At 35.7% G+C, this 20255-nt stretch carries 17 protein-coding genes; 2 read left to right on the top strand and 15 right to left on the bottom strand.

Features of this window, described 5'->3' with window-relative positions:
* Positions 1 to 186 precede the first annotated feature (186 nt).
* The gene (locus tag ACM55H_RS02860) at positions 187 to 696 is read right to left on the bottom strand and encodes a nuclear transport factor 2 family protein (protein ID WP_416835068.1); all 510 of its coding nucleotides are present in this window, start codon (positions 694 to 696) and stop codon (positions 187 to 189) included.
* A gap of 239 nt (positions 697 to 935) precedes the next feature.
* Between ACM55H_RS02860 and ACM55H_RS02855 the strand changes: the two genes are divergently transcribed.
* Positions 936 to 2519: a L,D-transpeptidase family protein gene (locus ACM55H_RS02855; RefSeq protein WP_416835067.1), complete on the top strand. Its 1584-nt coding sequence runs from the start codon at positions 936 to 938 to the stop codon at positions 2517 to 2519.
* Positions 2520 to 2752: 233 nt separating this feature from the next.
* On the opposite strand, the gene ACM55H_RS02850 is transcribed toward ACM55H_RS02855, so the two are convergent.
* The 3 genes from ACM55H_RS02850 to ACM55H_RS02840 form a co-directional block, all read right to left on the bottom strand.
* On the bottom strand, positions 2753 to 3007 hold the full coding sequence (locus ACM55H_RS02850) for a hypothetical protein (protein ID WP_416835066.1): 255 nt from the start codon (positions 3005 to 3007) through the stop codon (positions 2753 to 2755).
* Between the two features lie 5 nt (positions 3008 to 3012).
* Positions 3013 to 3576 carry a BRO-N domain-containing protein gene (locus tag ACM55H_RS02845; RefSeq protein WP_416835065.1) on the bottom strand — a complete coding sequence of 188 codons (564 nt, stop codon included), beginning with the start codon at positions 3574 to 3576 and terminating at the stop codon, positions 3013 to 3015.
* 209 nt (positions 3577 to 3785) lie between these two features.
* Entirely contained in the window at positions 3786 to 4100 is a 315-nt protein-coding gene (locus tag ACM55H_RS02840) for an HPF/RaiA family ribosome-associated protein (protein ID WP_416835064.1), read from the bottom strand.
* 488 nt (positions 4101 to 4588) lie between these two features.
* On the opposite strand from ACM55H_RS02840, the gene ACM55H_RS02835 reads away from it, so the two are divergent.
* The gene (locus tag ACM55H_RS02835; RefSeq protein WP_416835063.1) at positions 4589 to 6154 is read left to right on the top strand and encodes a glycerol-3-phosphate dehydrogenase/oxidase; all 1566 of its coding nucleotides are present in this window, start codon (positions 4589 to 4591) and stop codon (positions 6152 to 6154) included.
* A 26-nt stretch (positions 6155 to 6180) separates the two neighbouring features.
* On the opposite strand, the gene ACM55H_RS02830 is transcribed toward ACM55H_RS02835, so the two are convergent.
* The 11 genes from ACM55H_RS02830 to ACM55H_RS02780 form a co-directional block, all read right to left on the bottom strand.
* Positions 6181 to 6615: a very short patch repair endonuclease gene (locus ACM55H_RS02830; RefSeq protein ID WP_416835062.1), complete on the bottom strand. Its 435-nt coding sequence runs from the start codon at positions 6613 to 6615 to the stop codon at positions 6181 to 6183.
* A gap of 73 nt (positions 6616 to 6688) precedes the next feature.
* Positions 6689 to 7312, bottom strand: coding sequence for a hypothetical protein (locus tag ACM55H_RS02825; RefSeq protein WP_416835061.1), 624 nt, complete (start codon positions 7310 to 7312; stop codon positions 6689 to 6691).
* Positions 7309 to 8388 carry an HpaII family restriction endonuclease gene (locus ACM55H_RS02820; RefSeq protein WP_416835060.1) on the bottom strand — a complete coding sequence of 360 codons (1080 nt, stop codon included), beginning with the start codon at positions 8386 to 8388 and terminating at the stop codon, positions 7309 to 7311. The genes ACM55H_RS02825 and ACM55H_RS02820 overlap by 4 nt, the downstream gene beginning before the upstream one ends.
* A complete protein-coding gene (locus tag ACM55H_RS02815; protein WP_416835059.1) occupies positions 8385 to 9644 on the bottom strand; it encodes a DNA cytosine methyltransferase in 1260 nt (419 codons plus the stop codon). Before ACM55H_RS02815 ends, ACM55H_RS02820 begins: the two co-directional genes overlap by 4 nt.
* 2 nt (positions 9645 to 9646) lie before the next feature.
* Complete coding sequence (locus tag ACM55H_RS02810; RefSeq protein ID WP_416835058.1) at positions 9647 to 9922, bottom strand: helix-turn-helix domain-containing protein; 276 nt, start codon at positions 9920 to 9922, stop codon at positions 9647 to 9649.
* A 305-nt stretch (positions 9923 to 10227) separates the two neighbouring features.
* On the bottom strand, positions 10228 to 12327 hold the full coding sequence (locus ACM55H_RS02805) for a prolyl oligopeptidase family serine peptidase (RefSeq protein WP_416835057.1): 2100 nt from the start codon (positions 12325 to 12327) through the stop codon (positions 10228 to 10230).
* Between the two features lie 685 nt (positions 12328 to 13012).
* Complete coding sequence (locus ACM55H_RS02800; RefSeq protein ID WP_416835056.1) at positions 13013 to 15220, bottom strand: TonB-dependent receptor; 2208 nt, start codon at positions 15218 to 15220, stop codon at positions 13013 to 13015.
* A gap of 257 nt (positions 15221 to 15477) precedes the next feature.
* On the bottom strand, positions 15478 to 15834 hold the full coding sequence (locus tag ACM55H_RS02795) for a hypothetical protein (RefSeq protein ID WP_416835055.1): 357 nt from the start codon (positions 15832 to 15834) through the stop codon (positions 15478 to 15480).
* 100 nt (positions 15835 to 15934) lie between these two features.
* Positions 15935 to 16924 (bottom strand): aspartate-semialdehyde dehydrogenase, encoded by a 990-nt coding sequence (locus tag ACM55H_RS02790; RefSeq protein ID WP_039110375.1) that lies wholly within the window; start codon positions 16922 to 16924, stop codon positions 15935 to 15937.
* Positions 16925 to 17134: 210 nt separating this feature from the next.
* Complete coding sequence (mscL, locus tag ACM55H_RS02785; protein ID WP_416835054.1) at positions 17135 to 17551, bottom strand: large conductance mechanosensitive channel protein MscL; 417 nt, start codon at positions 17549 to 17551, stop codon at positions 17135 to 17137.
* Between the two features lie 88 nt (positions 17552 to 17639).
* Positions 17640 to 20087, bottom strand: coding sequence for a bifunctional UDP-N-acetylmuramoyl-tripeptide:D-alanyl-D-alanine ligase/alanine racemase (locus tag ACM55H_RS02780; protein ID WP_416835053.1), 2448 nt, complete (start codon positions 20085 to 20087; stop codon positions 17640 to 17642).
* Between the last annotated feature and the right edge of the window lie 168 nt (positions 20088 to 20255).

Below are 20255 nucleotides of genomic sequence, written 5' to 3'. Positions count from 1 at the left end.
AAAAAAAAATTGATTTCGAGTCATAAAACAATTTAAAATAGGGGTCGACAAAACAATTATCACTGAATTAGCAATTATAAAGGCATTTTTTTAAATTTATTCGATTTAGCACCTATGTTTTTAAGCATTTATTGAGGAATATATTATAATGAATTCTTTAGCAAAATTAAAAATGGAATATAAGTACTACTTATTTTGCAAGCGCTTTATAAGTGCCTCTTCTAAGGGTGCTTTTATTTTGATGACAGCGTCTACATTTTCATTAGGAATGGTCATTGATAAAACATATTGTTTTATCTTCCACTCCTTACCTATTTTTACAAGTACTCCTGAACCCCGACAAATTTTCATTTGGGTATCCAACAACTCATCAAACCAAGCCGTTTTTCCTGTTTTATCAAAATAAATGTGGCGTTCCAATGCGGTAAAATTCCAAGTTTTACCTTTATCAAAAAAAGGTTTTGCCCAAACTTTGAAAGCCTTTTTATTCCAATTTTCCGTGGCATCCGTGCCAATGAAAATAGCATCTTCCGTCATGACATTAAAATACGCATTATAGTTTGCTTCGGCGGCAGCTTTGTGCCAAGCATCAAGCACAGTATTGATGCTTTCTTTCTCGTTTTCAGCTTCTTGATTCTTTGGAATAAAAGCTGAAAACAGTAAAAAACTTAAAGAAAACAGGATTATTTTTTTCATAATTTTTGGATTTACATAAATTGATTTGATAAAAAAAATTGATTTAAAAATTAAATTAAATACATAAAACATTAATAAACAGTAAGTTATTAATTAATTTTATTTAATTACTACACCAAAAGTAAAGATAGAATTTAAAGCTTAAAAAACACCCCCTTTTAGAACAGGTATTACAACACTCGATTTGACGTATTTTTGTAATGCCTTCAAATGAATTATTACGCATTAAAGTTCAACCTATGAGAAAGTTACTATTCCCAATTATAGTTATTGTTTTTACAATAGTATTCACCACCGTTTCCTGCAAAAAGAAAAGCGAAAATAATCCTGCAGGAAAACAGCAAAACACAAGCAGTCCAGAAGACATGGCTTTTGACAGCACTCAAGTCGAAACGTTTTTCGCGAAGTATCCAAAACTGGAAAAATACAAACCTGAAGTAGAATCGTTATATCGCAAACACCAATTTCATTATGTATGGTTTGATAAAAACGGAATCAATGAATTTGGAAATTTGCTACATAACAAAATCAATAATCTGGCACAAGAAGGCGTTCAGACTGTTATTCCTTACAAAGAAAAATTAGACGAAATTTACGATGATTCTGATGACAATCAAAAACCAAACATTGATATCGAACTGTTAAATTCTGCACTGTACTTTTTTTATGCTGACAAAGTATATCATGGTTTAGACGCACAAAAAACAAAGGATATTGGATGGTATTTGCCTCGAAAAAAACAATCTTATGTCAGTTATTTAGATTCATTGCTCATCAATCCTTCATTAATCAATAAAGACGAAAAAGGGGTGTTAGGGCAATATTATTTACTGAAAGACGTCTTGCAAAAATACCGTCAAATAGAAAAAAAAGGCGGTTGGAAAGCCATAACTGTTGATCCAGACATGAAATCATACAAACCTGGAGACAGCGCTGTAGCAATTGCTCAAATCAGACAACGGTTATTTGTCACTGGCGATATTACAGCCGATTCAAAAAGCGCTGTATATGATAGTGCATTGGCCACAGGAATTTTGAAATACAAAAAAAGAAGTGGCAATACCCTAAATAAAACTATTTTGCCGGAACACATCAAAAACATGAATGTGACTGTAGCCGAACGTATTAAAACTATCATGGTCAATATGGAACGCTGTCGTTGGATTTCAAATGACATTACCAAAGCCAGAGAATTAATTGTCATCAATATTCCCGCATACGAATTAACGTTTCTTAGAGATGGAAAATCAGTATTAAAGTCTAAAGTCGTAGTGGGAAAAGCCTTGAATAAAACGGTTATTTTCAGCGCTCCAATGAAATATATTGTATTCAGACCATATTGGAATGTCCCAGCGAGTATTTTAAAGAAAGAAATCCTTCCGGCAATCGAGAAGAATCCAAATTACTTGGCGGAACACGATATGGAGTGGAAAGACGATTACGTAAGACAAAAACCGGGACCTGAAAATTCATTAGGACTCGTGAAATTTTTATTTCCTAATTCGAATGCTATTTATTTGCATGATACGCCATCCAAAAGTTTGTTCAGTCAAGAAGACCGCGCTTTCAGTCACGGATGTATTCGTGTCGCCAAGCCAAAAGAGCTTGCAGCTATGATTATGAAGAATGACAAAAACTGGGATCTTGAAAAAATAGAAACGGCGATGAACAACGGAGAAGAATATTGGTACACCCTCAAAAATAAAATTCCGGTTTACATTGGCTATTTTACCGCTTGGGTGGATACTGACGGAGTGGTTCATTTCTATGAAGATGTTTATGACAGGGACGAAACATTAGCGCGATTGCTGTTTAACAGATAAATTAGTCGGTTTTCAAAAATCATAAATAAATTCAGAATTAAATTTGAGATCAAATCTAGGACTGGTTGTTGATTCTATTTTATCATAATACTAACCTTTGGATGTAATTAGTTTTTGATGATATTTTTTCGTCAGTTCGAGTGTGAATAGTATCGAGAAGTTTTGTTCCGTTTTACTACACAAAAAACACTCGAATTGACGTTTTTAATAATTATATCCAACGAGTTTTAATACTATTCCTTTAATTTATCATTTTTCTCTTTTAAAATTTTTGCATTTTGTGAGCTAACGATTTTTTTACCGGTTTGTTCTTCAATTTGTTTTCTCGTATCGCCCGCAATTTCACCACCTTTTAGGGCTATTCTTTTATTGTCTGCAAAAGTTTTAGGATTGTTTTCTTTGCTTATTTCTGTCGTAGTTGCTTCAGCCAACATATTTAAGACCAACTCTAAATTGGTCATATTATCTCTTAGATTTTCTTTTTTCAACCCTTTTAGATTCTTTGTTTTACCGTATTCCCACTCCAAGCCTGAGTAATTATATCGGTAAGCGAGGCAAATTCATGCCCTTTTTTAACGCCCCTATTTTCCCATTCATCGGTAAGTTCTTTTCTAACTTCTATGCTTTTCAACCGCTGATTAATCCAAGCCGTACTGTACCCTAAATTCAAATAATTTTCCATGGCGCGATCAATCGCCTTTTCAGGATCTTGACTTTCCTCTATTCTTTCATAACCTATTTTGGCTAACCATTGTTTAAAAGGCTCTGCTTTTGGCGACGGAATGGATTGAATCAAACGAAATAGTTGCTCGGTATCTGCAACATCTGTTTGTCTCATTTTACCATCATCAGCCATCATTTTCAACTGTCCCAAATTATGGGACAGTTCGCTTCCTTCCTTTTTAAGTTTTGTTTTCAGGGCACTCCAATACTTCCTTGGTCTTGGGCTATCCGTCAGAACTTGTATAATATCTACAATCGAAAAAAACCACTTCTCTTGTTCGTTATCCCAAGAGGAACGTATTTTTTGACTTTCAAATAATTTTATGTTTTCCATTGTTTTGCTCTATAAAAATTCGACACTAATGAGTTGCAAGTTTTAAATTCCGTTTCATCCTTAAATTGAATATACTAATTTACTGCTAAAACTAACAAAAACCACTATCGCAATTCTAAAGAATCTTAACCCCAAAAAAAAATGACACTTTCTTATTTAAAAGATTGTGTCATTTTTTTTAATTACTATCTGCCCAAAGGCAACCTATTTTAATACGTTTTCTGTTTTTCGAAAGTTGTATCCAACACTTTTTTAATTTTATCCAATGCCCCGTGAAATGCTTTTTCCGTAGTATCTGCATGGTGAGTAACCGCCACAGGTTGCATGTTTATTGGTCGTGCCTCAATAAGACATCGCTTGTCATTGATTCCGGATTTATCACTGTTTTCATCTCCAAGATGTACTTCTAAACGAGTAACTTTTTCTTCAAAACGCGTTAACGCTTTTCCTAGTTCCTCTGAAATATACGCTTTCAAACGTGCGTGTCCTTCTACATTGTTGTCTGTGTTGATTTGTATTGTCATAATAATATCTATTTATTGTTGTCTTTCAAATTTACCGATCCCTTTATGAAAAACCGAGTCCATTAGTAAAACATTGTGATAATAAAAAAGAGAAGAAGGGAATTTCAAGGAAGGAATTGAACCGTGATTTGTAATTTACAACCTAGTTTTTTTTGATTTTCTTCGAAATAATTTCAAACTGGATTTTTAACCACTCAATCCTTCCAATTTTTTCTAATTTCCCCTTTTGAACAAGACAAACGCACCAGTTTCAAAAATAAAAAATCAGCCACGAATTACACGAATTAACACAGATTTGAATGTCATATATTCCAAGAATCTGCCAAAGGCAGATAAAATTCGTGTATTTTTTTTTTAGAATCACTAAAATTAGTGCAAATTAGTGTAATTCGTGGCAAAAAAACTCGTGCGTTTGCCCTCCCCTTTTGCACTTTATCTTTAGAATTAAAATCTTTTTCCTATATTTCTCCGACCATTCAATTCATTTTATGAACAGAGACAAGAGTATTGATTTTCTCAACCAAAACAACATAACCTGGGATGTAATTATCATTGGCGGTGGTGCTACGGGATTAGGCATTGCATTAGACGCCGTATTGAGAGGGTATAAAACGCTACTGCTGGAACAGGCCGATTTCACCAAAGGGACTTCCAGCCGAAGCACGAAACTAGTCCACGGAGGCGTGCGGTATTTAGCCCAAGGCGGCATCCGATTAGTGTTTGAAGCATTGCACGAACGGGGATTGCTCTTTAAAAACGCTCCGCATCTCACCCAAAATCAATCTTTTATAATCCCTTCTTTCAGTATTTTTGGAGGCTATTTTTATACTTTAGGCTTAAAAATCTATGATTTGATGGCAGGCAGATTGAGTCTGGGCAATTCGGCTTTTATCAATACGCGGCAGGTTCAAGAATACTTACCCGGAATTAAGTCAAAGCACCTGAAAAACGGGACACTATACCACGACGGACAATTTGACGATGCCCGTTTGGGGATAAACCTTGCACAAACCAGTGTCGAAAATGGAGCACATTTGCTCAATTACATGCAAGTAACGGGTTTAGGAAAAAATAAAAACGGAAAAATAAATCAAGTGCAAGCCACCGATTTAGAAACAGGAAAATCATATTCCCTAAAAACCAAAGCGGTAATCAATGCCACCGGCGTTTTTGCCGATGCCATTCTTGGCATGGATGTGGTGAAAAAAAAGCCCATTATAATGGCCAGTCAAGGGACGCACCTCGTTTTAGACCAATCTTTTCTCCCTACCGATTATGCCCTGATGATTCCTAAAACCAGTGATGGAAGGGTATTGTTTGCCATTCCGTGGTACAATAAAGTAGTGGTAGGAACAACGGACATCGTCATAGACCTGGAAAGCCTGGAACCTCGGGCACTAAAAACAGAAGTTGATTTTATACTAGCTACTCTCAACCAATATCTTGTTAAGACCGCAACCCGAGCCGATGTCTTATCCGTATTCAGTGGCTTACGCCCTTTGGCCAGACCGCAAAAGAAGCATCAAAAAACCAAAGAAATTTCAAGAAGTCATAAAATAATTGTGTCCAAAAGCGGCTTAGTCTCCATCATAGGCGGCAAATGGACCACCTACAGACGCATGGCCGAAGACACGCTGGACCGTGTGATCAAAAAAGGAAACTTAAAGCCCAGCAAATGCAGCACCAAAGATTTTAAAATACATGGTTACACCCTAAAGCAAGATCTTAAAGATCCGCTGCATCAGTATGGATCGGATGCAGAGGGAATTAGGAAATTAGCGCTTAAAAATCCAAAATGGGCAGAAAAACTGCATCCCGATTATTCTTTTATAAAAGCCGAAGTCATCTGGGCCGTACGCCATGAAATGGCACGCAAAGTCGAGGATGTACTCGCACGAAGACTCCGCATTCTGTTTCTGGATGCCAGAGCAGCGCTGCTAATGGCTCCCGAAACCGCACAACTCATCGCCACCGAAAGAGAAAAACCGGATTCTTGGGTACAGGAACAAATCAAGGATTTTGAGGTTTTGGCAAAAGGATATTGGTTGGAGTAAAAACAGGATTTATCAGTTTTTGGTAATTAGAATTGGCTTTTTTGATTTTGTTTCGAAATAATTTCTGACTGGATTTTAGCGATGCAATCCTCGAGATTTTTTTCTATCTCCGCACTCCAGAAACGAAGCACTTTCCAGTTTTGTGATTCGAGATTAGTATTGACCTCAACATCTCGTTCCATGTTTCGTTCTATTTTCTTTTGCCAAAACTCCGTATTGGTTTTCACGCGGTCTTTTTGGTTTTCCCAATCTTTGCCGTGGAAGAATTCGCTGTCTACGAAAATAGCGATTTTGAGTTTTTTGAAGGTTAAATCCGGTGTGCCGAAAATCGTTCTGTTGTTTTTACGGTAACGGTAGCCGAGATGCCACAGGGCTTTTGCCAAGCGAACTTCAACTTTGGTATTCGTGCTGCGAATGGCTCGCATAATTTTGGAACGTTGTAGTGGAGTTATACGATCCATGATACAACAATTTAAAATTGCTACTCAAAGTTAAGAACTTTTTTGCATACTAAGCGAACAGAATAAAACTGCATTATTTAAGACTCGAAAGCTTTTCCTTAGTTATAATTTGAGTACTCTCAATCACTTTAACTGTTGGGGGATCGGAAAACATATATTGTTTCAGTTCCTCTATTAAATCATTGAATTCCTCGCTAGTTGCTACTACAACTTTATCCAGCCCAATAACATCACCGCTTTTAATTTTTGCTTTTACTCCTTTTGCCTCATTAACGTCAAGAGTTACCAAATAGCTTAGTGCTTTTCTATGAACATATTTTAAAGCAATTGCCTCAAGGTCGGCTTGTTTATATCTTTCTCGTAAGCTTGTCTTTGCAGATATACATATCGGACCTCGTTCTGTTGTATAAAACATCAGATCATATATGACATTTGGCACGAATGCAACTTTAGCACTTAAATATAAAGGCAAAATATTTTCCCGAACACATAAAGTCGCAAGTATATATTCAAATATCTTCCCATTAAGATTGTTATTACCTTCAGGATGATTTTTATATGCTTCCCAATAAATCGAAATATATTCGGAAGGTTTTTCATATTTAATATCTAAAAAATTTGGAAATAAGCTATCGAATATAACATTGGCTTTTTTACCCTTTCCGACAGCTATTCCCAGTTGATTAAGTTTACTCATTTTATAAATCGAATTTGTAAATTTAGTTTAAAGAACAACTCCCCATTTTCTTCATAAACACATCCAAAGTCATGTCTTGTTGAACTAGCTGTATCCAATTTTGTATTATTTATTAAATAGTTTTCAAATTCATTTTTATTATAAATATGATAACATAAAACATCCCCATCTTCTTTCACAATCAAATATCCCCCAGTTGCATCATACTCTCCAGACCAAACTTTTGAAGGCATCATTCCTAAAGCTATATCCGTTAAAAGTCGCTTAGTTTTATATGTGTAAAATTTATGTCTGTCAGAAACATCAAAATTCAAAGGATTATCCTCTTCAACTTTCGAAATCAAATCAATGATTTTTGAAGAGTTACTCGTATAAAAATTAAAAATCATGCTTGCCAGAATTTGTGGCAGTAAACTATCAATTAAAACTAAATTATTTGAAAAAACTTTCTGTTCAGTTCTAAAAAATTCAAAAACTCCTCCTATGTTTTCTAAACACTCGATACGATCTTTTATCTTACTTCTAGTCTCTATAGCGTTAACCTTATTAATTCCTTCTTCATCAAGATTCAATCCATTAATTTTAAAAATAAAATTTGTAGTTCTTCCTGCATTAAGTAAAGTTGAAGGATTCCCTAATTGAGATTTTATGCTAAATCCAAGAGTCGGTTGTTGATTTGTTCTTTGATCATGAACAACAATTGTGATGTCAGTTTTAGTATTAGAATCTGCTTTCAAGGAAATACAATTAATACTAAGCATAAACTGTTCAATTTCAGGAATAGAAAAGGTAGTTTCTCTGTTTAATTTTATTAAGTTTAATAAAAAAATAGCTTTCTCTTTAAATTCTTGAATAGGAATTCTTAGAACTTCTTCATTACCAGAAATCAATACAATATCATCTTGAATTGAATATTCATAATTCCCATTTGTGCCAGAGCGTAATATCTTGATTATAGGGTAAAATACATTTTCAATTTTCATGATATTTTCATCTCCAGGCTGAAGTATTTTATCACCTAAAAGCTTGAATAAAGTATATATTTCACTCCATTCCCCTTTATTTCCTGTAATCATAGTCTAGCCTTTATAAGATCAATAATTTTTTCTGCTGTTGCCTGAATAGCTGGTACAGCAACCGAATTCCCAAATTGTTTATATGCAGATGCATCAGCAACAGGAATTATAAAATTATCGGGAAAGCCTTGTAATCTAGCCCATTCTCGTGGAGTCATTTTTCTGATTCCTTCACGATTGACTTCTCCTTTGATATGAGTTGTTGGAGTATAATCTGTTATTCGATTATCAATAACTAAATTTCTTTCTCTACCCATTCCACCAACTACAATTGCATTTGATATCTCATCATCTTTAATAATTTCATATCCAAATCCATTTCCTTTACTTGCGTGTCTTTCTTTATGACTAATTAGAGTACGCAAATATTGAGTTGATAAATAATATTTTGTAGGAACTACGTTTTCTTCTTTTACTTTTCCGAAAAAGACTTTTTCTTCTAAAGGTTCAGGATACGAAAATGAATCTATATTTAAATCATTTCTAAAACCAACTATATATATACGCTCACGATTTTGTGGCACTCCAAAATTTTTAGCATTAACTATTTGAGGTTCTGGGACAAAATAACCCAAGTCATTACGTAAAACATTTAGGATTGTTGCTAACGTTTTCCCTCCATTATGATTTCTTAAACCTTTTACATTTTCTAAGAAAATTGCTTTTGGTTTTCTGTTTTTTATTACCTCTGCAACGTCAAAAAAAAGCGTTCCTCTTGTGTCTTCAAAACCTCCTCTTTTACCTGCAATTGAAAAAGCCTGGCACGGAAATCCTGCACACAAAACATCAAAATCGTCTGGTATATAATTCTTAGTTCTTTCTTTAGTTATGTCACCGAATGGTGTCTCTCCATAATTAGCTCTATAAGTTTTCTTTGCATTTTCATCCCATTCAGATGTAAAAACACATTTCCCTCCAAGATTTTGCATTGCCATTCTAAATCCTCCAATCCCCGCAAAAAGATCAATAAATTTAAAAGTGTAATTTTTAGGTGTTGGAAATGGAACAGTTTCAACTTCAAATAATAATTGTTGTAATGCTACATCAGAAACGAGATTTAATTTCTCTTCATCATTTTTATATTCAATTATTTCTTTTAAATATTCTTTCGCTTCTTTTTCAAAATGCTTTTTTACACCATTATCATAATTATGAAGATAATGTGTCAACACAGCTTTTTTATTGTCTTCTTGTTCAACAAAACGCATTTTGAATTTCTTGTTATCGAATTCTTCAATTGATATATTCTCTTTCATTATCATTTTTTAAAACTATTATCATTAAAGAAGCTTGCAAAATCAGTGTCGAGTGCGAGTATGATTTTTTCAATTATTGTTATTGAAACATTTCTTTTTCCTTTCTCGATGTCAGAAATATAATTCCTGTCAACATTCGAAATATTAGCCAGTTGCTCTATAGAGAAGCCTTTTTGCTCCCTTAATTCTTTTACTTTTTGACCAAATTTTTCTTTAATCTCCATATTTGATAAAATTAGTTTTACGCCTACAATTGACCCGCCTACAATTGACCTCATTAATTTTTAGTTTTCAACTTGATTTGTTAAAACAAAAAAACGCTACTCTTTCGAATAGCGTTTTTTGAACTTCTTGTTGGTTTATATCCGTGATGTGATTGCTTCGTTCCTCGCAATGACAATCGTCTGGGGAATCGAATGCCCTAGCCCTGATGGGAACGGCATCCTTTTCCTTCCGCCTTTTTCGGCGGAGGAAAAGATACAGTGTACAGCAGGAAATAGCTTCTGAAATAAATTCAGAATAAATCCTGAAAAAAATCCTGAAATGAATCCTGAAATGAATTCAGGATAAATCCAGGGCAAGCCTAATTAGCTAACTTTTTCAATTCCGTTACACCCATATTGTACAACGTAAATACCTGAATATCGACGTTTTCCTGAATAGTTGCCGCCACGGATTTACCTGCGCCATGTCCTGCATTGATGTCAATTCTAATTAAAGTTGGATTGGTTCCCGTTTGTTTTTCCTGTAATTCGGCAGCAAATTTAAAACTGTGCGCCGGCACAACTCTATCATCGTGATCGCCCGTGGTGACCATCGTGGCCGGATATTGAATCCCTTTTTTTATGTTGTGTACGGGAGAATAGCCCTTGATGTAGGCAAACATTTCCTTGTTGTCCTGCGCGGTTCCGTAATCATATGCCCAGCCCGCGCCTGAGGTAAAGGTGTGATAGCGCAACATGTCCATCACGCCTACGGCCGGCAAAGCGACTTTCATCAAGTCCGGGCGTTGCGTCATGGCAGCACCTACAAGCAATCCTCCGTTTGACCCGCCACGAATGGCAAGAAATTGCGAAGACGTGTAGTTGCCGGCAATCAAATATTCGGCTGCTGCGATGAAATCATCAAAGACATTTTGCTTTTGCATTTTGGTTCCTGCATCGTGCCATTTTTTCCCGTATTCGCCACCGCCACGTAAGTTTGGCACGGCCAAAATGCCTCCGTTTTCCATCCAAACGGCATTGGCAATACTGAAAGCTGGTGTCAAGCTTATGTTGAATCCACCGTACCCATACAACATCGTTGGGTTTTTACCGTCCAGTTTCAATCCTTTTTTATGGGTGATAATCATTGGGATTTTGGTTCCGTCTTTGGAAGTGTAAAACACTTGTTTGGACTCATAATCTTCGCTGTTGAAATCTACTTTGGGTTTTTGATACACCGCAGAAGTTCCTGATTTTGGTTCAAACGAATAGATAGAACCCGGAGTGATGTAATTCGTGAACGAATAATAGAGTGTTTTTTCTTTTTTCTTTCCGCTAAAACCGCCGGCAGTTCCTATACCCGGCAACTGAATTTCCCGAACCATCTTTCCGGAATAATCGTATTGTTTCACCACTGAAACGGCATCTTTCATGTAATTAGCAAAGAAATAACCACCGCCAGTTGATGGCGTCAAAACATTCTCGGTTTCCGGAATGAAATCTTTCCAGTTTTCCGGTTTCGGGTTGTTGACATCCACGGTAACGATGCGTTTGTTGGGCGCATTCAAGTCGGTTTCTATGAATAATTTCGTGCCTTCGTTGTCAATAATGTTGTTGTCGCTCTTGAAATTATCCACAATGGTCACAATAGGACTCTTGGGCTTGGTCAAGTCTTGGATGTACAATTCGTTTCCATAGGTGGAAGTCGATGCCGTGATGACCAAATAATGATTGTCCTCTGTAACACCGCCGCCTACATAACGTCGTTTTTTATCGGTGCCAAAAATCACTTTATCTTCTTTTTGTGGCGTTCCTAACTTGTGGAAATACAGTTTGTGTTGGTCCGTTTTTGCCGATAATTCACTTCCTTTTGGTTTGTCATAACTGGAATAATAGAATCCTTCGTTTCCTCTCCAAGACACACCGCTGAATTTTACATCGACTATTGTGTCTTCCAATACTTTTTTAGTGATGGCATCTAATATAATGACTTTCCTCCAGTCACTTCCGCCTTCTGAAATCGCATACGCCACTTTGGAACCGTCTTTGGAGAAATCCAGTCCGCCAAGCGATGTGGTTCCGTCTTTAGAAAACGTGTTGGGATCCAGAAAAACAGTTTCGGTTCCTTTGGCGTCTTTTCTGTACAACACCGATTGGTTTTGTAAGCCGTTGTTTTTGTAGTAATACGTGTAATTTCCCTCGGTAAAAGGTGCGCCTATTTTCTCATAATTCCACAGTTTTTCCATTCTTGTTTTTAACGCATCGCGAAACGGAATTTGGACTAAATAACCATAAGTCACTTCATTTTGGGCTTTTACCCAAGCGCCCGTTTCAGCAGATTTATCATCTTCGAGCCAGCGGTATGGATCAGCAACTTTAGTATCGAAATACACATCGACTGTTTCTCCTTTATGGGTAATGGGATATTTTATAGGATTTTGATTTTGTCCAAAAGGTGTGATTGTAGTTGAAACTGCCATTATTAAGAAGATTTTTTCATTAAATTCTGATTTAAATCATTACAAAAATAGACAAATAGTTCCTGTTCTGGATGTAAGTAACTGTTTCAAAACAGCACTAAGGAATTCTTAAAAAAAAGTTAGTCGCACAAATGCCGTTTTTATTACAGTTATGTGAAAATCGCAAATTAAAAATCAATTCAATTGCGAACGCACTGAGTTCGCAATTGAATAATTAAATCATTTCTTATATGTTGAAGAATATAAACCATATAAGAAGTTTAAGTTCATTTAAGTTTAAATAAAAAAACGCTACCCTTTCGATAATAGACTTGCCACGAATTACACTAATTCAAAACGAATTTCAAATCCAATTGTGCCCGCAGTGCAGACACAATTGAATAATTAAAATCATTTCTTAAATGGACTTATATTTTATATGAATGTCCGTTACTAGTACCTGAGCGATAAAATTAGCCACAGATTAAAAAGATTTTCACAGATTCCTTTAATAATACTTGTAAAATCTGTGTGAATCTTTAAAATCTGTGGCAAAAAAAAAGACTTGGTACGAATTAAGGACAGTCATCTATATTTATATGTTGAGAAATACAAACCATATAAAATATAAGTCCATTTATGCTAAAACCAAAAAACGCTACTCTTTCGAATAGCGTTTTGATTATTTTTTGCTGAAGCAAATGAATTACAAATTAAAATTCACACCCAAAACCACGTTTCTCCCTATGTTAGAAATTCCATCGGTTTTCAAGCGGGAAAGGTGTGCGATGTACCTTTTGTCCAAAAGATTATTCCCATTAAGATTCACATCAAAAACGGTTTTACCCAATTTTACTTTTCCTCCAAAACCCAGATTCAACAAGGAATAACCATTGGATTTGGTTTCAAAACCACTCACGTTATTTTGATTGAAAGTTGTGGACAGATTCAAAGTCGCAAAACCATCTTCGAGCCAGTTTTTGATATTGAATTCGGTTCTAATGGTGTTATTCCAATTATTAGCAGGAATTAAAGGCAGGAAATCGCCATTTTGTTTCTTGCCGGTTACGGTTTCAAAACTGGTTTCGTAATGCAACCAATCCAAAGGATGCGGGTGAAAATGCAGCCCTATTTCGCCTCCATACAACTTAGCATTATTCTGAATGTAATCAAAAACATCATTGTTGTCAATCACTACTCCTGTTGGCGAAGTGTAGATATAATTGTTGATGTGGTTGTAAAATCCATTGGCAAAAAACTCAAAATGGCTGTTTTTGTATTCCAAATTCACATCGGTTTGTACGTTTTGTTCCGTTTTCAAATCGCTGTTTCCTACTTCATAACGATTCGTTCCCTCGTGAACACCATTCGAAGTTAATTCCGCTAGGTTTGGCGCTCTAAATCCGGAAGCAAGATTCAATCGCAGCGTCAAATCATCAGCGAGATTGGTTTTGTAACCCAAGGAAGCATTAAAACTGTCGAATGATTTATCGATGGCTTTAAAATAACCTTCGGAACCTGCAATTCCATGTTCTATCGTAGTAATTTGTCTATTATCGAAACGCAATCCGGCTTGCAACACATTGGTTTTCCACTCATAATTAGCGGTTCCAAAAACACCAAAATCATTGGTAGTCGCATCTGGAATTAAATATTCTTCCCCAGAATTCGTGTTGGTTTGATGCATTCCCTGAATTCCAAAAATAGATTCTACTTTACCTATTTTTGGCAAATGGTATTTCGCATCGTAATTGAATGTTTTGAGTTTCATGTGTAAGCCAGCGACATTGCTGTCTACAAACTCGCTTCGGTCATTGGCAACATAACCCAAATCGACATCCAGTTTTGATTTTTGGAAAAAGAAAACATTGTTTAAACTCAGCAAATGATTGAAAACGCCCTGTCTTGGAAATCCTGTTTCCTTACTGGTCGTTTGTTCTGCAATGCCATCTTCCGGAATTCCTAAATCCAGCTTGTTGTAATTGTATCGCAACACACTTGAAAATTTCGCATTGCTGTAGCCAATCCCTGTTTTGAAATCGGTTTCATTGTAACGGGTATTCGTTACTCGGTCGCCATTAGCAATTTTATAATCAGAATGTGTATTGTAACTTCCACGAGCAAGGAATTTCCAATTATCAGTAGATGTTTTCAGTCCCAAAGAAGAATTACTTCCCAGCGTATTCGAGAATAATTTTTGGCTGAAATTAGCTTTGAAGGTATTGGCATCGGCAAATTTTTCGGGATTAAAATACAAAACACCACCCAAAGCATCCGAACCGTACAACAACGAAGCTGGTCCTTTGATGACCTCAACACTTTCTATTCCCGAGTCGTTTAGTCCCAAACCGTGTTCGTCACCAAACTGTTGATTTTCCATTCGAACACCTTGCGAATACACCAAAACCCGATTGCCGCTCAGTCCACGAATCACTGGTTTTCCAATGGATGTTCCTGTAGAAACCTGTGAAACTCCGGGAATTGTTGCCAATCCTTCGATTAATGTGGCAGTTCCTTTTCGTTGCAATTCTTTCATGCTTTGATGTTCCACTTTCATCACATTTTGCGATTGTATTTTATTGAAAGCGGTGGAAACAATCACTTCATCCATTTGAAATATCGTTTCTTCAAGGATTACATTCAATGTATTTTCCTTTTGCAAACCGGCTATGGTTTTATTTTGTGTTCCAAACCCTACGAATGTAAAAGTCAATTTTAAGTTTCCATTGGGCAGATTGATAAAGGCGTATTTCCCGTTTTCGTCTGTTGCAGTTCCCTTATGTAATTCTGATGCATAGACGGAAACGCCTTTTATGGGTTGGTTATTCCTATCGGTTACGATTCCTGAAAGGGTATTTTGCGCTTGAAGCATCGCCGAAATTCCCAAGAATAGGGCTATAATAAATTTTTTCATTGAAAATGATGGTATTGTTCCTCACCCCAACCCTCTCCAAAGGAGAGGGAGCCGAGTCCGGAATTATTTAGTAAATAAAATGTAGTTCCAAAATCACTTTGAACAAGTGAAATTGCATTTGAAATGAAACAAATTCAGTTAATACCCTATTTTTGACAAACTAGTCCTAACTGTCAGTTCGAGCGCAGTCGAGAACAATTAGCGCATCTCGACTGCGCTCGATGTGGCAAAAATCCTATTAGACTAATCAATATTAACTAAATTGTATAAAGACAAATAGGTGGTCCGCGATGTGAATATAAACTTCCGGAAAACGAAAGAACCGTTTCCTTAGCAGCAAAGAAATAAGGAATTTCTTTGTGACTGGAGTATAATTGATACGAAAAATTTTTTGGAGAAACATAACTGCCAAAAGTGAAATCACAGACATAACAATGATCAAAATTGTGGTGTTGATGCGTTATCTCTTTATTGGTAACATTGTATTTATGATGGCACTGCTTTTCGGAAAGCTGCTGCTCTAAATGTTCATAGGTATGGAAGGACTGAAACAGTATTGAGAACAATACCGCAATCGCCAAAGAAAGACTTACTATGAGTTTATTCTTTTTCATCCTTGGCAAAGGTAACAAAACATAAAAAAGAAAACCATTTGTTCTGACAAATTATATTTTGACAAAACAAATGGTTTTAATTTGGACTAAAAATTAAGTATTACACCAATTTAGCAGCAATCAAATATTCTGCAATTTGTATGGTATTTGTAGCGGCTCCTTTTCTAAGGTTATCAGCAACAATCCACATATTCAAGGTGTTTTCCTGGCTTTCGTCACGACGAATTCTACCTACAAAAACATCATCTTTTCCTTGTGCGTACATTGGCATTGGGTAAGTATAGGTATCATTGTTATCTTGAACCACAACACCATCGGTATGATGTAAAATATTTTGTACTTCGCTAATATCAAAATCATTAGTGAATTCAACATTTACCGCTTCACTGTGTCCACCAACGATTGGCACACGAACAGCAGTAGCCGTAACTGCAATTGAATTATCACTCAAGATTTTTTTAGTTTCACGAACTAATTTCATTTCTTCTTTAGTGTACCCGTTGTCTTCAAATGAATCACATTGTGGAATTGCATTTCTGTGAATCGGATATTTGTAAGCCATTTCACCTTGAACTCCTGCGTATTCATTTTCTAACTGTTGCACTGCTTTTACACCTGTTCCAGTGATGGATTGGTACGTAGAAACAATAACACGTTTAATGTTGTATTTTCTGTGTAATGGAGCCAAAACCAACACCATTTGTATCGTAGAACAGTTTGGATTTGCAATGATTTTATCGGCTGCAGTCAATTCAGATGCATTGATTTCAGGAACGATTAATTTTTTGGTTGGATCCATTCTCCAAGCCGATGAATTATCGATAACGGTTGTTCCAGCTGCTGCAAATTTTGGAGCCCATTCCAGTGAAGTATCACCTCCTGCAGAAAACAAAGCAATATCAGCCTTCATGTCAACAGCAGTTTGCATACCAACTACTTTATATTTTTTACCTTTATATTCTATTTCTTTTCCCACTGATCTCTCAGAAGCAACCGGAATTAATTCTGTTACAGGGAAATTTCTTTCTGCCAATACTTTTAACATTACTTCGCCAACCATTCCAGTAGCGCCTACAACTGCTATTCTCATAGTATATTTTATTATTGAGTACTAAATTTGAATGGCAAAAGTAAGTAATATTCAAATTAAAACAAGCGTGTTCACAAAAAATAACAAAATGTTATAAATACAACAATTCATTATTTCCTGTTTTAAACAAAAAGAAAAACCGCCTCCATTACGAAGCGGTTTAGTCCTGAAATTAATTCAGGATAAATTAGAATATATAGTATAGCGGTATTATTTTTTCAATAAATCTCTAATTTGTGTAAGCAATTCTTCCTGTGTAGGTCCAGCTGGAGCGGCAGGAGCAACTTCTTCTTTCTTTCTCGCTTTTTCAGCAGCTCTTAAAATGACAAAAATAAAGAACGCAATAATAACAAAATTAATTATGGCTTGAACTAAATTTCCATAAGTAATTACGGCAGCTCCGGCAGTTTTTGCAGCAGCTAAAGTTTCATAACTGTTTCCGTCAAGTGTGATGAATTTTTGCGTAAAATCAATTCCACCAGTTATCAAACCTACAATTGGCATAATAACGTCATCTACAGCTGAGCCAACAATTTTACCAAAAGCACCACCTATAACAACAGCAGTGGCTAAACTCAATACGTCACCTTTCATTAAAGATGCTTTAAAATCACTGAAAAATCCCATAATTTATTTTTTTAGGTTAAAATTTATTTTGCTTTACGAATTTAATTAAAATTTCAAAACAATTAACAGTCTTTTCCCTAATATTTAATTATTCCCTGTAAAACACCCTTTTTACTCGTTGCGATATGCTCGTAAGAATTTCATACGGTATCGTGTTTAACTTTTGGGCAATAACATTTACGGTTGGGCTTTCGCCAAAAATAATTGCGGCATCCCCTTCTTTACAATCAATTTCGCTGATATCTACCATTAACATGTCCATGCAAATACTGCCAAGGATAGTCGCTTTTTCATTTTTAATAGTCACAAAACCAACTCCATTTCCCCAACTCCTTGAAATTCCGTCCGCGTAACCTATAGGAATTGTGGCAATTTTTGTTGGTTTCTCCGCCATAAATCGTCTGCCATAACCCACACTTTCACCGGCAGGAATGGTCCTGATTTGAGAAATCACTGACTTGAGTGTGCCTACATTTTCTAAATACTTTTGTTCTTCACTGTCATTCGAAACGCCGTAAAGACCAATCCCAAGACGAACCATATCGTATTGTGAATTGGGAAAATTACTGATTCCCGAAGTATTTAAAATATGCCGAATGGGTTTTATTTCTAATTCAGTCATTAATTTTGAGGATAATTTATCAAACAAATCAATTTGTGAATGCGCAAAATCCTTATGTTCTAAATCGTCACTCGTAGCCATGTGAGACAAAACGCTTTTGACTTTAACGGTTTGATTTCCTTTTAAAGTAGCTATCAAATCATCAATTGTATTGTTCTCAAAACCCAAACGGTGCATTCCGGTATCGAGCTTTATATGAATAGGAAAATGTTTTAGTTTCTTTTGTTCGGCAATTTTAAGGAACGCACGCAATCCTTTCAAGCTATAAATTTCGGGTTCTAATTGATGTTGAATAATCGCTGCAAAACTGGTTGTTTCAGGATTCAATACCATAATTGGTAAATTAATCCCGCCATTTTTTAACGAAATCCCTTCATCGGCGAAAGCCACACCCAAATAATCCACTTTGTGATGCTCCAGTAATTTGGCAATTTCAAGACCTCCGCTTCCATACCCAAAAGCTTTTACCATCACCATTATTTTAGTTTTTGGTTTCAGCTTCGATTTGAAGAAATTCAGGTTATGACTAATGGCATTCAGGTTGATTTCCAGAACAGTTTCGTGTGTTTTCTCCTCTAACAAAGCCACGATTTCCTCAAAATGGAACGTGCGCGCTCCTTTAATCAAAATCGTTTCATTGCTAAAATTTAAATCCTCAAAACCGGAAATAAATGCTTCCGTATTTTTGAAAGTAACACAATTAGTAAATTTATTTTCGAATGATGAAATGGTTTCTCCAATCCCGATAACTCTGGTAATTTTATTTGAAACTACCAATTGGGCAACTTTGGAATACAATTCCTCATTGGATAAACCACTTTGAAAAATGTCAGATAATATTAAGGTCTTTTTTTGACGTTTATTTTGACTTTCGAGAAAATCCAATGCTATTTTCAGCGATTGAAAATCGGAACTATAACTGTCATCAATAATACTGCAATTGTTGATTCCGTTTTTAACTTTCAAACGCATTTCGACCGGATATAACAATTCCATTCGGTTTTGAATCGTCTTTTCGTCATATTTAAAATGCAACAAAACCATCAAACACGAAATCGCATTTTCAATGGACGCTTTATCCTGAAACGGAATGGTCAATTCGAATAAATTTCCTTTATATTGGTATTGAATGGTTGCGCTGTCGTTTTTAATTGCTGCATGAAAGACAAAAACATCGGCATCTTTAGCATCAAAACTCCATGTAAAAGCTTTTGTTTTTTTAGAAATACAGGAATCAACTATTTCATTCTTTTGATAAATAACCACTTCTGAATCTTCAAAAAGCAGCATTTTCTCTTTTATTTTTTCTTCTAAACTTGTAAAACCTTCATCGTGAGCAGAACCAATATTCGTTAAAATCCCAATCGTCGGCTTGATAATGGATTCCAGTTTTTCCATTTCTGAACCAGTGGAAATCCCAGCTTCAAAAATTCCAAGATTGTGTTGTTCATTGATTGCCAAAACGGACAAAGGAACTCCCACCTGTGAATTGTAGCTTTTTGGGCTTCGAATAATATTATAATCCGGGCTTAACAGAAAATTAAGCCACTCCTTTACTATCGTTTTTCCGTTACTTCCAGTCAATCCAATAATAGGAAAATGAAAAAGACCACGATAATACGCCGCAAATTGTTGCAAAGCTTCCAAAGTATTTTTGACAACCAAAAAATTAGCTTTAGTTTCACAATCATCAGGAATATGGGTAACTACGAAATTTTGAACACCTTTTTCAATTAAATCTTTAATATAAATGTGCGCATCATTATTGGTTCCAACCAAAGCAAAAAATAAGGTTTGCGAACCATTTTGCAACGAGCGGCTGTCGATAGAAATAGTATCAATTGAAACGGTACTGTTGTTGCCTACAAATTCGGCCTGAATTTGAGGAATGATATTTTGGATTTTTAGACTCATTGATTTGCAACGCGACTGACGCCGATTTTACTGATTGATACGAATTATTCTATCGAAAGGAAAGCAGCGTAACTTTTGCGAAAGCGCAGCAATTACTAATTTTCTTTCTAAAACTTCCTCAAAAATAACACTTCTTTTCAAAATGAAGACTTCGAAACGCTACAATTT

The organism is Flavobacterium cryoconiti (genome assembly GCF_048158645.1).
Lineage (GTDB): Bacteria > Bacteroidota > Bacteroidia > Flavobacteriales > Flavobacteriaceae > Flavobacterium > Flavobacterium cryoconiti.
Note: the sequence above shows the minus strand (reverse complement) of the source record. Positions and strands in the feature narration are given on the sequence as shown.

Excerpts from the sequence above, each read along its gene's own strand:
- ACM55H_RS02860 (WP_416835068.1), bottom strand. The coding sequence starts at position 696 with ATGAAAAAAATAATCCTGTTTTCTTTAAGTTTTTTACTGTTTTCAGCT.
- ACM55H_RS02855 (WP_416835067.1), top strand. The coding sequence starts at position 936 with ATGAGAAAGTTACTATTCCCAATTATAGTTATTGTTTTTACAATAGTA.
- ACM55H_RS02845 (WP_416835065.1), bottom strand. The coding sequence starts at position 3,576 with ATGGAAAACATAAAATTATTTGAAAGTCAAAAAATACGTTCCTCTTGG.
- ACM55H_RS02840 (WP_416835064.1), bottom strand. The coding sequence starts at position 4,100 with ATGACAATACAAATCAACACAGACAACAATGTAGAAGGACACGCACGT.
- ACM55H_RS02835 (WP_416835063.1), top strand. The coding sequence starts at position 4,589 with ATGAACAGAGACAAGAGTATTGATTTTCTCAACCAAAACAACATAACC.
- ACM55H_RS02830 (WP_416835062.1), bottom strand. The coding sequence starts at position 6,615 with ATGGATCGTATAACTCCACTACAACGTTCCAAAATTATGCGAGCCATT.
- ACM55H_RS02825 (WP_416835061.1), bottom strand. The coding sequence starts at position 7,312 with ATGAGTAAACTTAATCAACTGGGAATAGCTGTCGGAAAGGGTAAAAAA.
- ACM55H_RS02820 (WP_416835060.1), bottom strand. The coding sequence starts at position 8,388 with ATGATTACAGGAAATAAAGGGGAATGGAGTGAAATATATACTTTATTC.
- ACM55H_RS02815 (WP_416835059.1), bottom strand. The coding sequence starts at position 9,644 with ATGAAAGAGAATATATCAATTGAAGAATTCGATAACAAGAAATTCAAA.
- ACM55H_RS02810 (WP_416835058.1), bottom strand. The coding sequence starts at position 9,922 with ATGAGGTCAATTGTAGGCGGGTCAATTGTAGGCGTAAAACTAATTTTA.
- ACM55H_RS02805 (WP_416835057.1), bottom strand. The coding sequence starts at position 12,327 with ATGGCAGTTTCAACTACAATCACACCTTTTGGACAAAATCAAAATCCT.
- ACM55H_RS02800 (WP_416835056.1), bottom strand. The coding sequence starts at position 15,220 with ATGAAAAAATTTATTATAGCCCTATTCTTGGGAATTTCGGCGATGCTT.
- ACM55H_RS02795 (WP_416835055.1), bottom strand. The coding sequence starts at position 15,834 with ATGAAAAAGAATAAACTCATAGTAAGTCTTTCTTTGGCGATTGCGGTA.
- ACM55H_RS02790 (WP_039110375.1), bottom strand. The coding sequence starts at position 16,924 with ATGAGAATAGCAGTTGTAGGCGCTACTGGAATGGTTGGCGAAGTAATG.
- mscL (WP_416835054.1), bottom strand. The coding sequence starts at position 17,551 with ATGGGATTTTTCAGTGATTTTAAAGCATCTTTAATGAAAGGTGACGTA.
- ACM55H_RS02780 (WP_416835053.1), bottom strand. The coding sequence starts at position 20,087 with ATGAGTCTAAAAATCCAAAATATCATTCCTCAAATTCAGGCCGAATTT.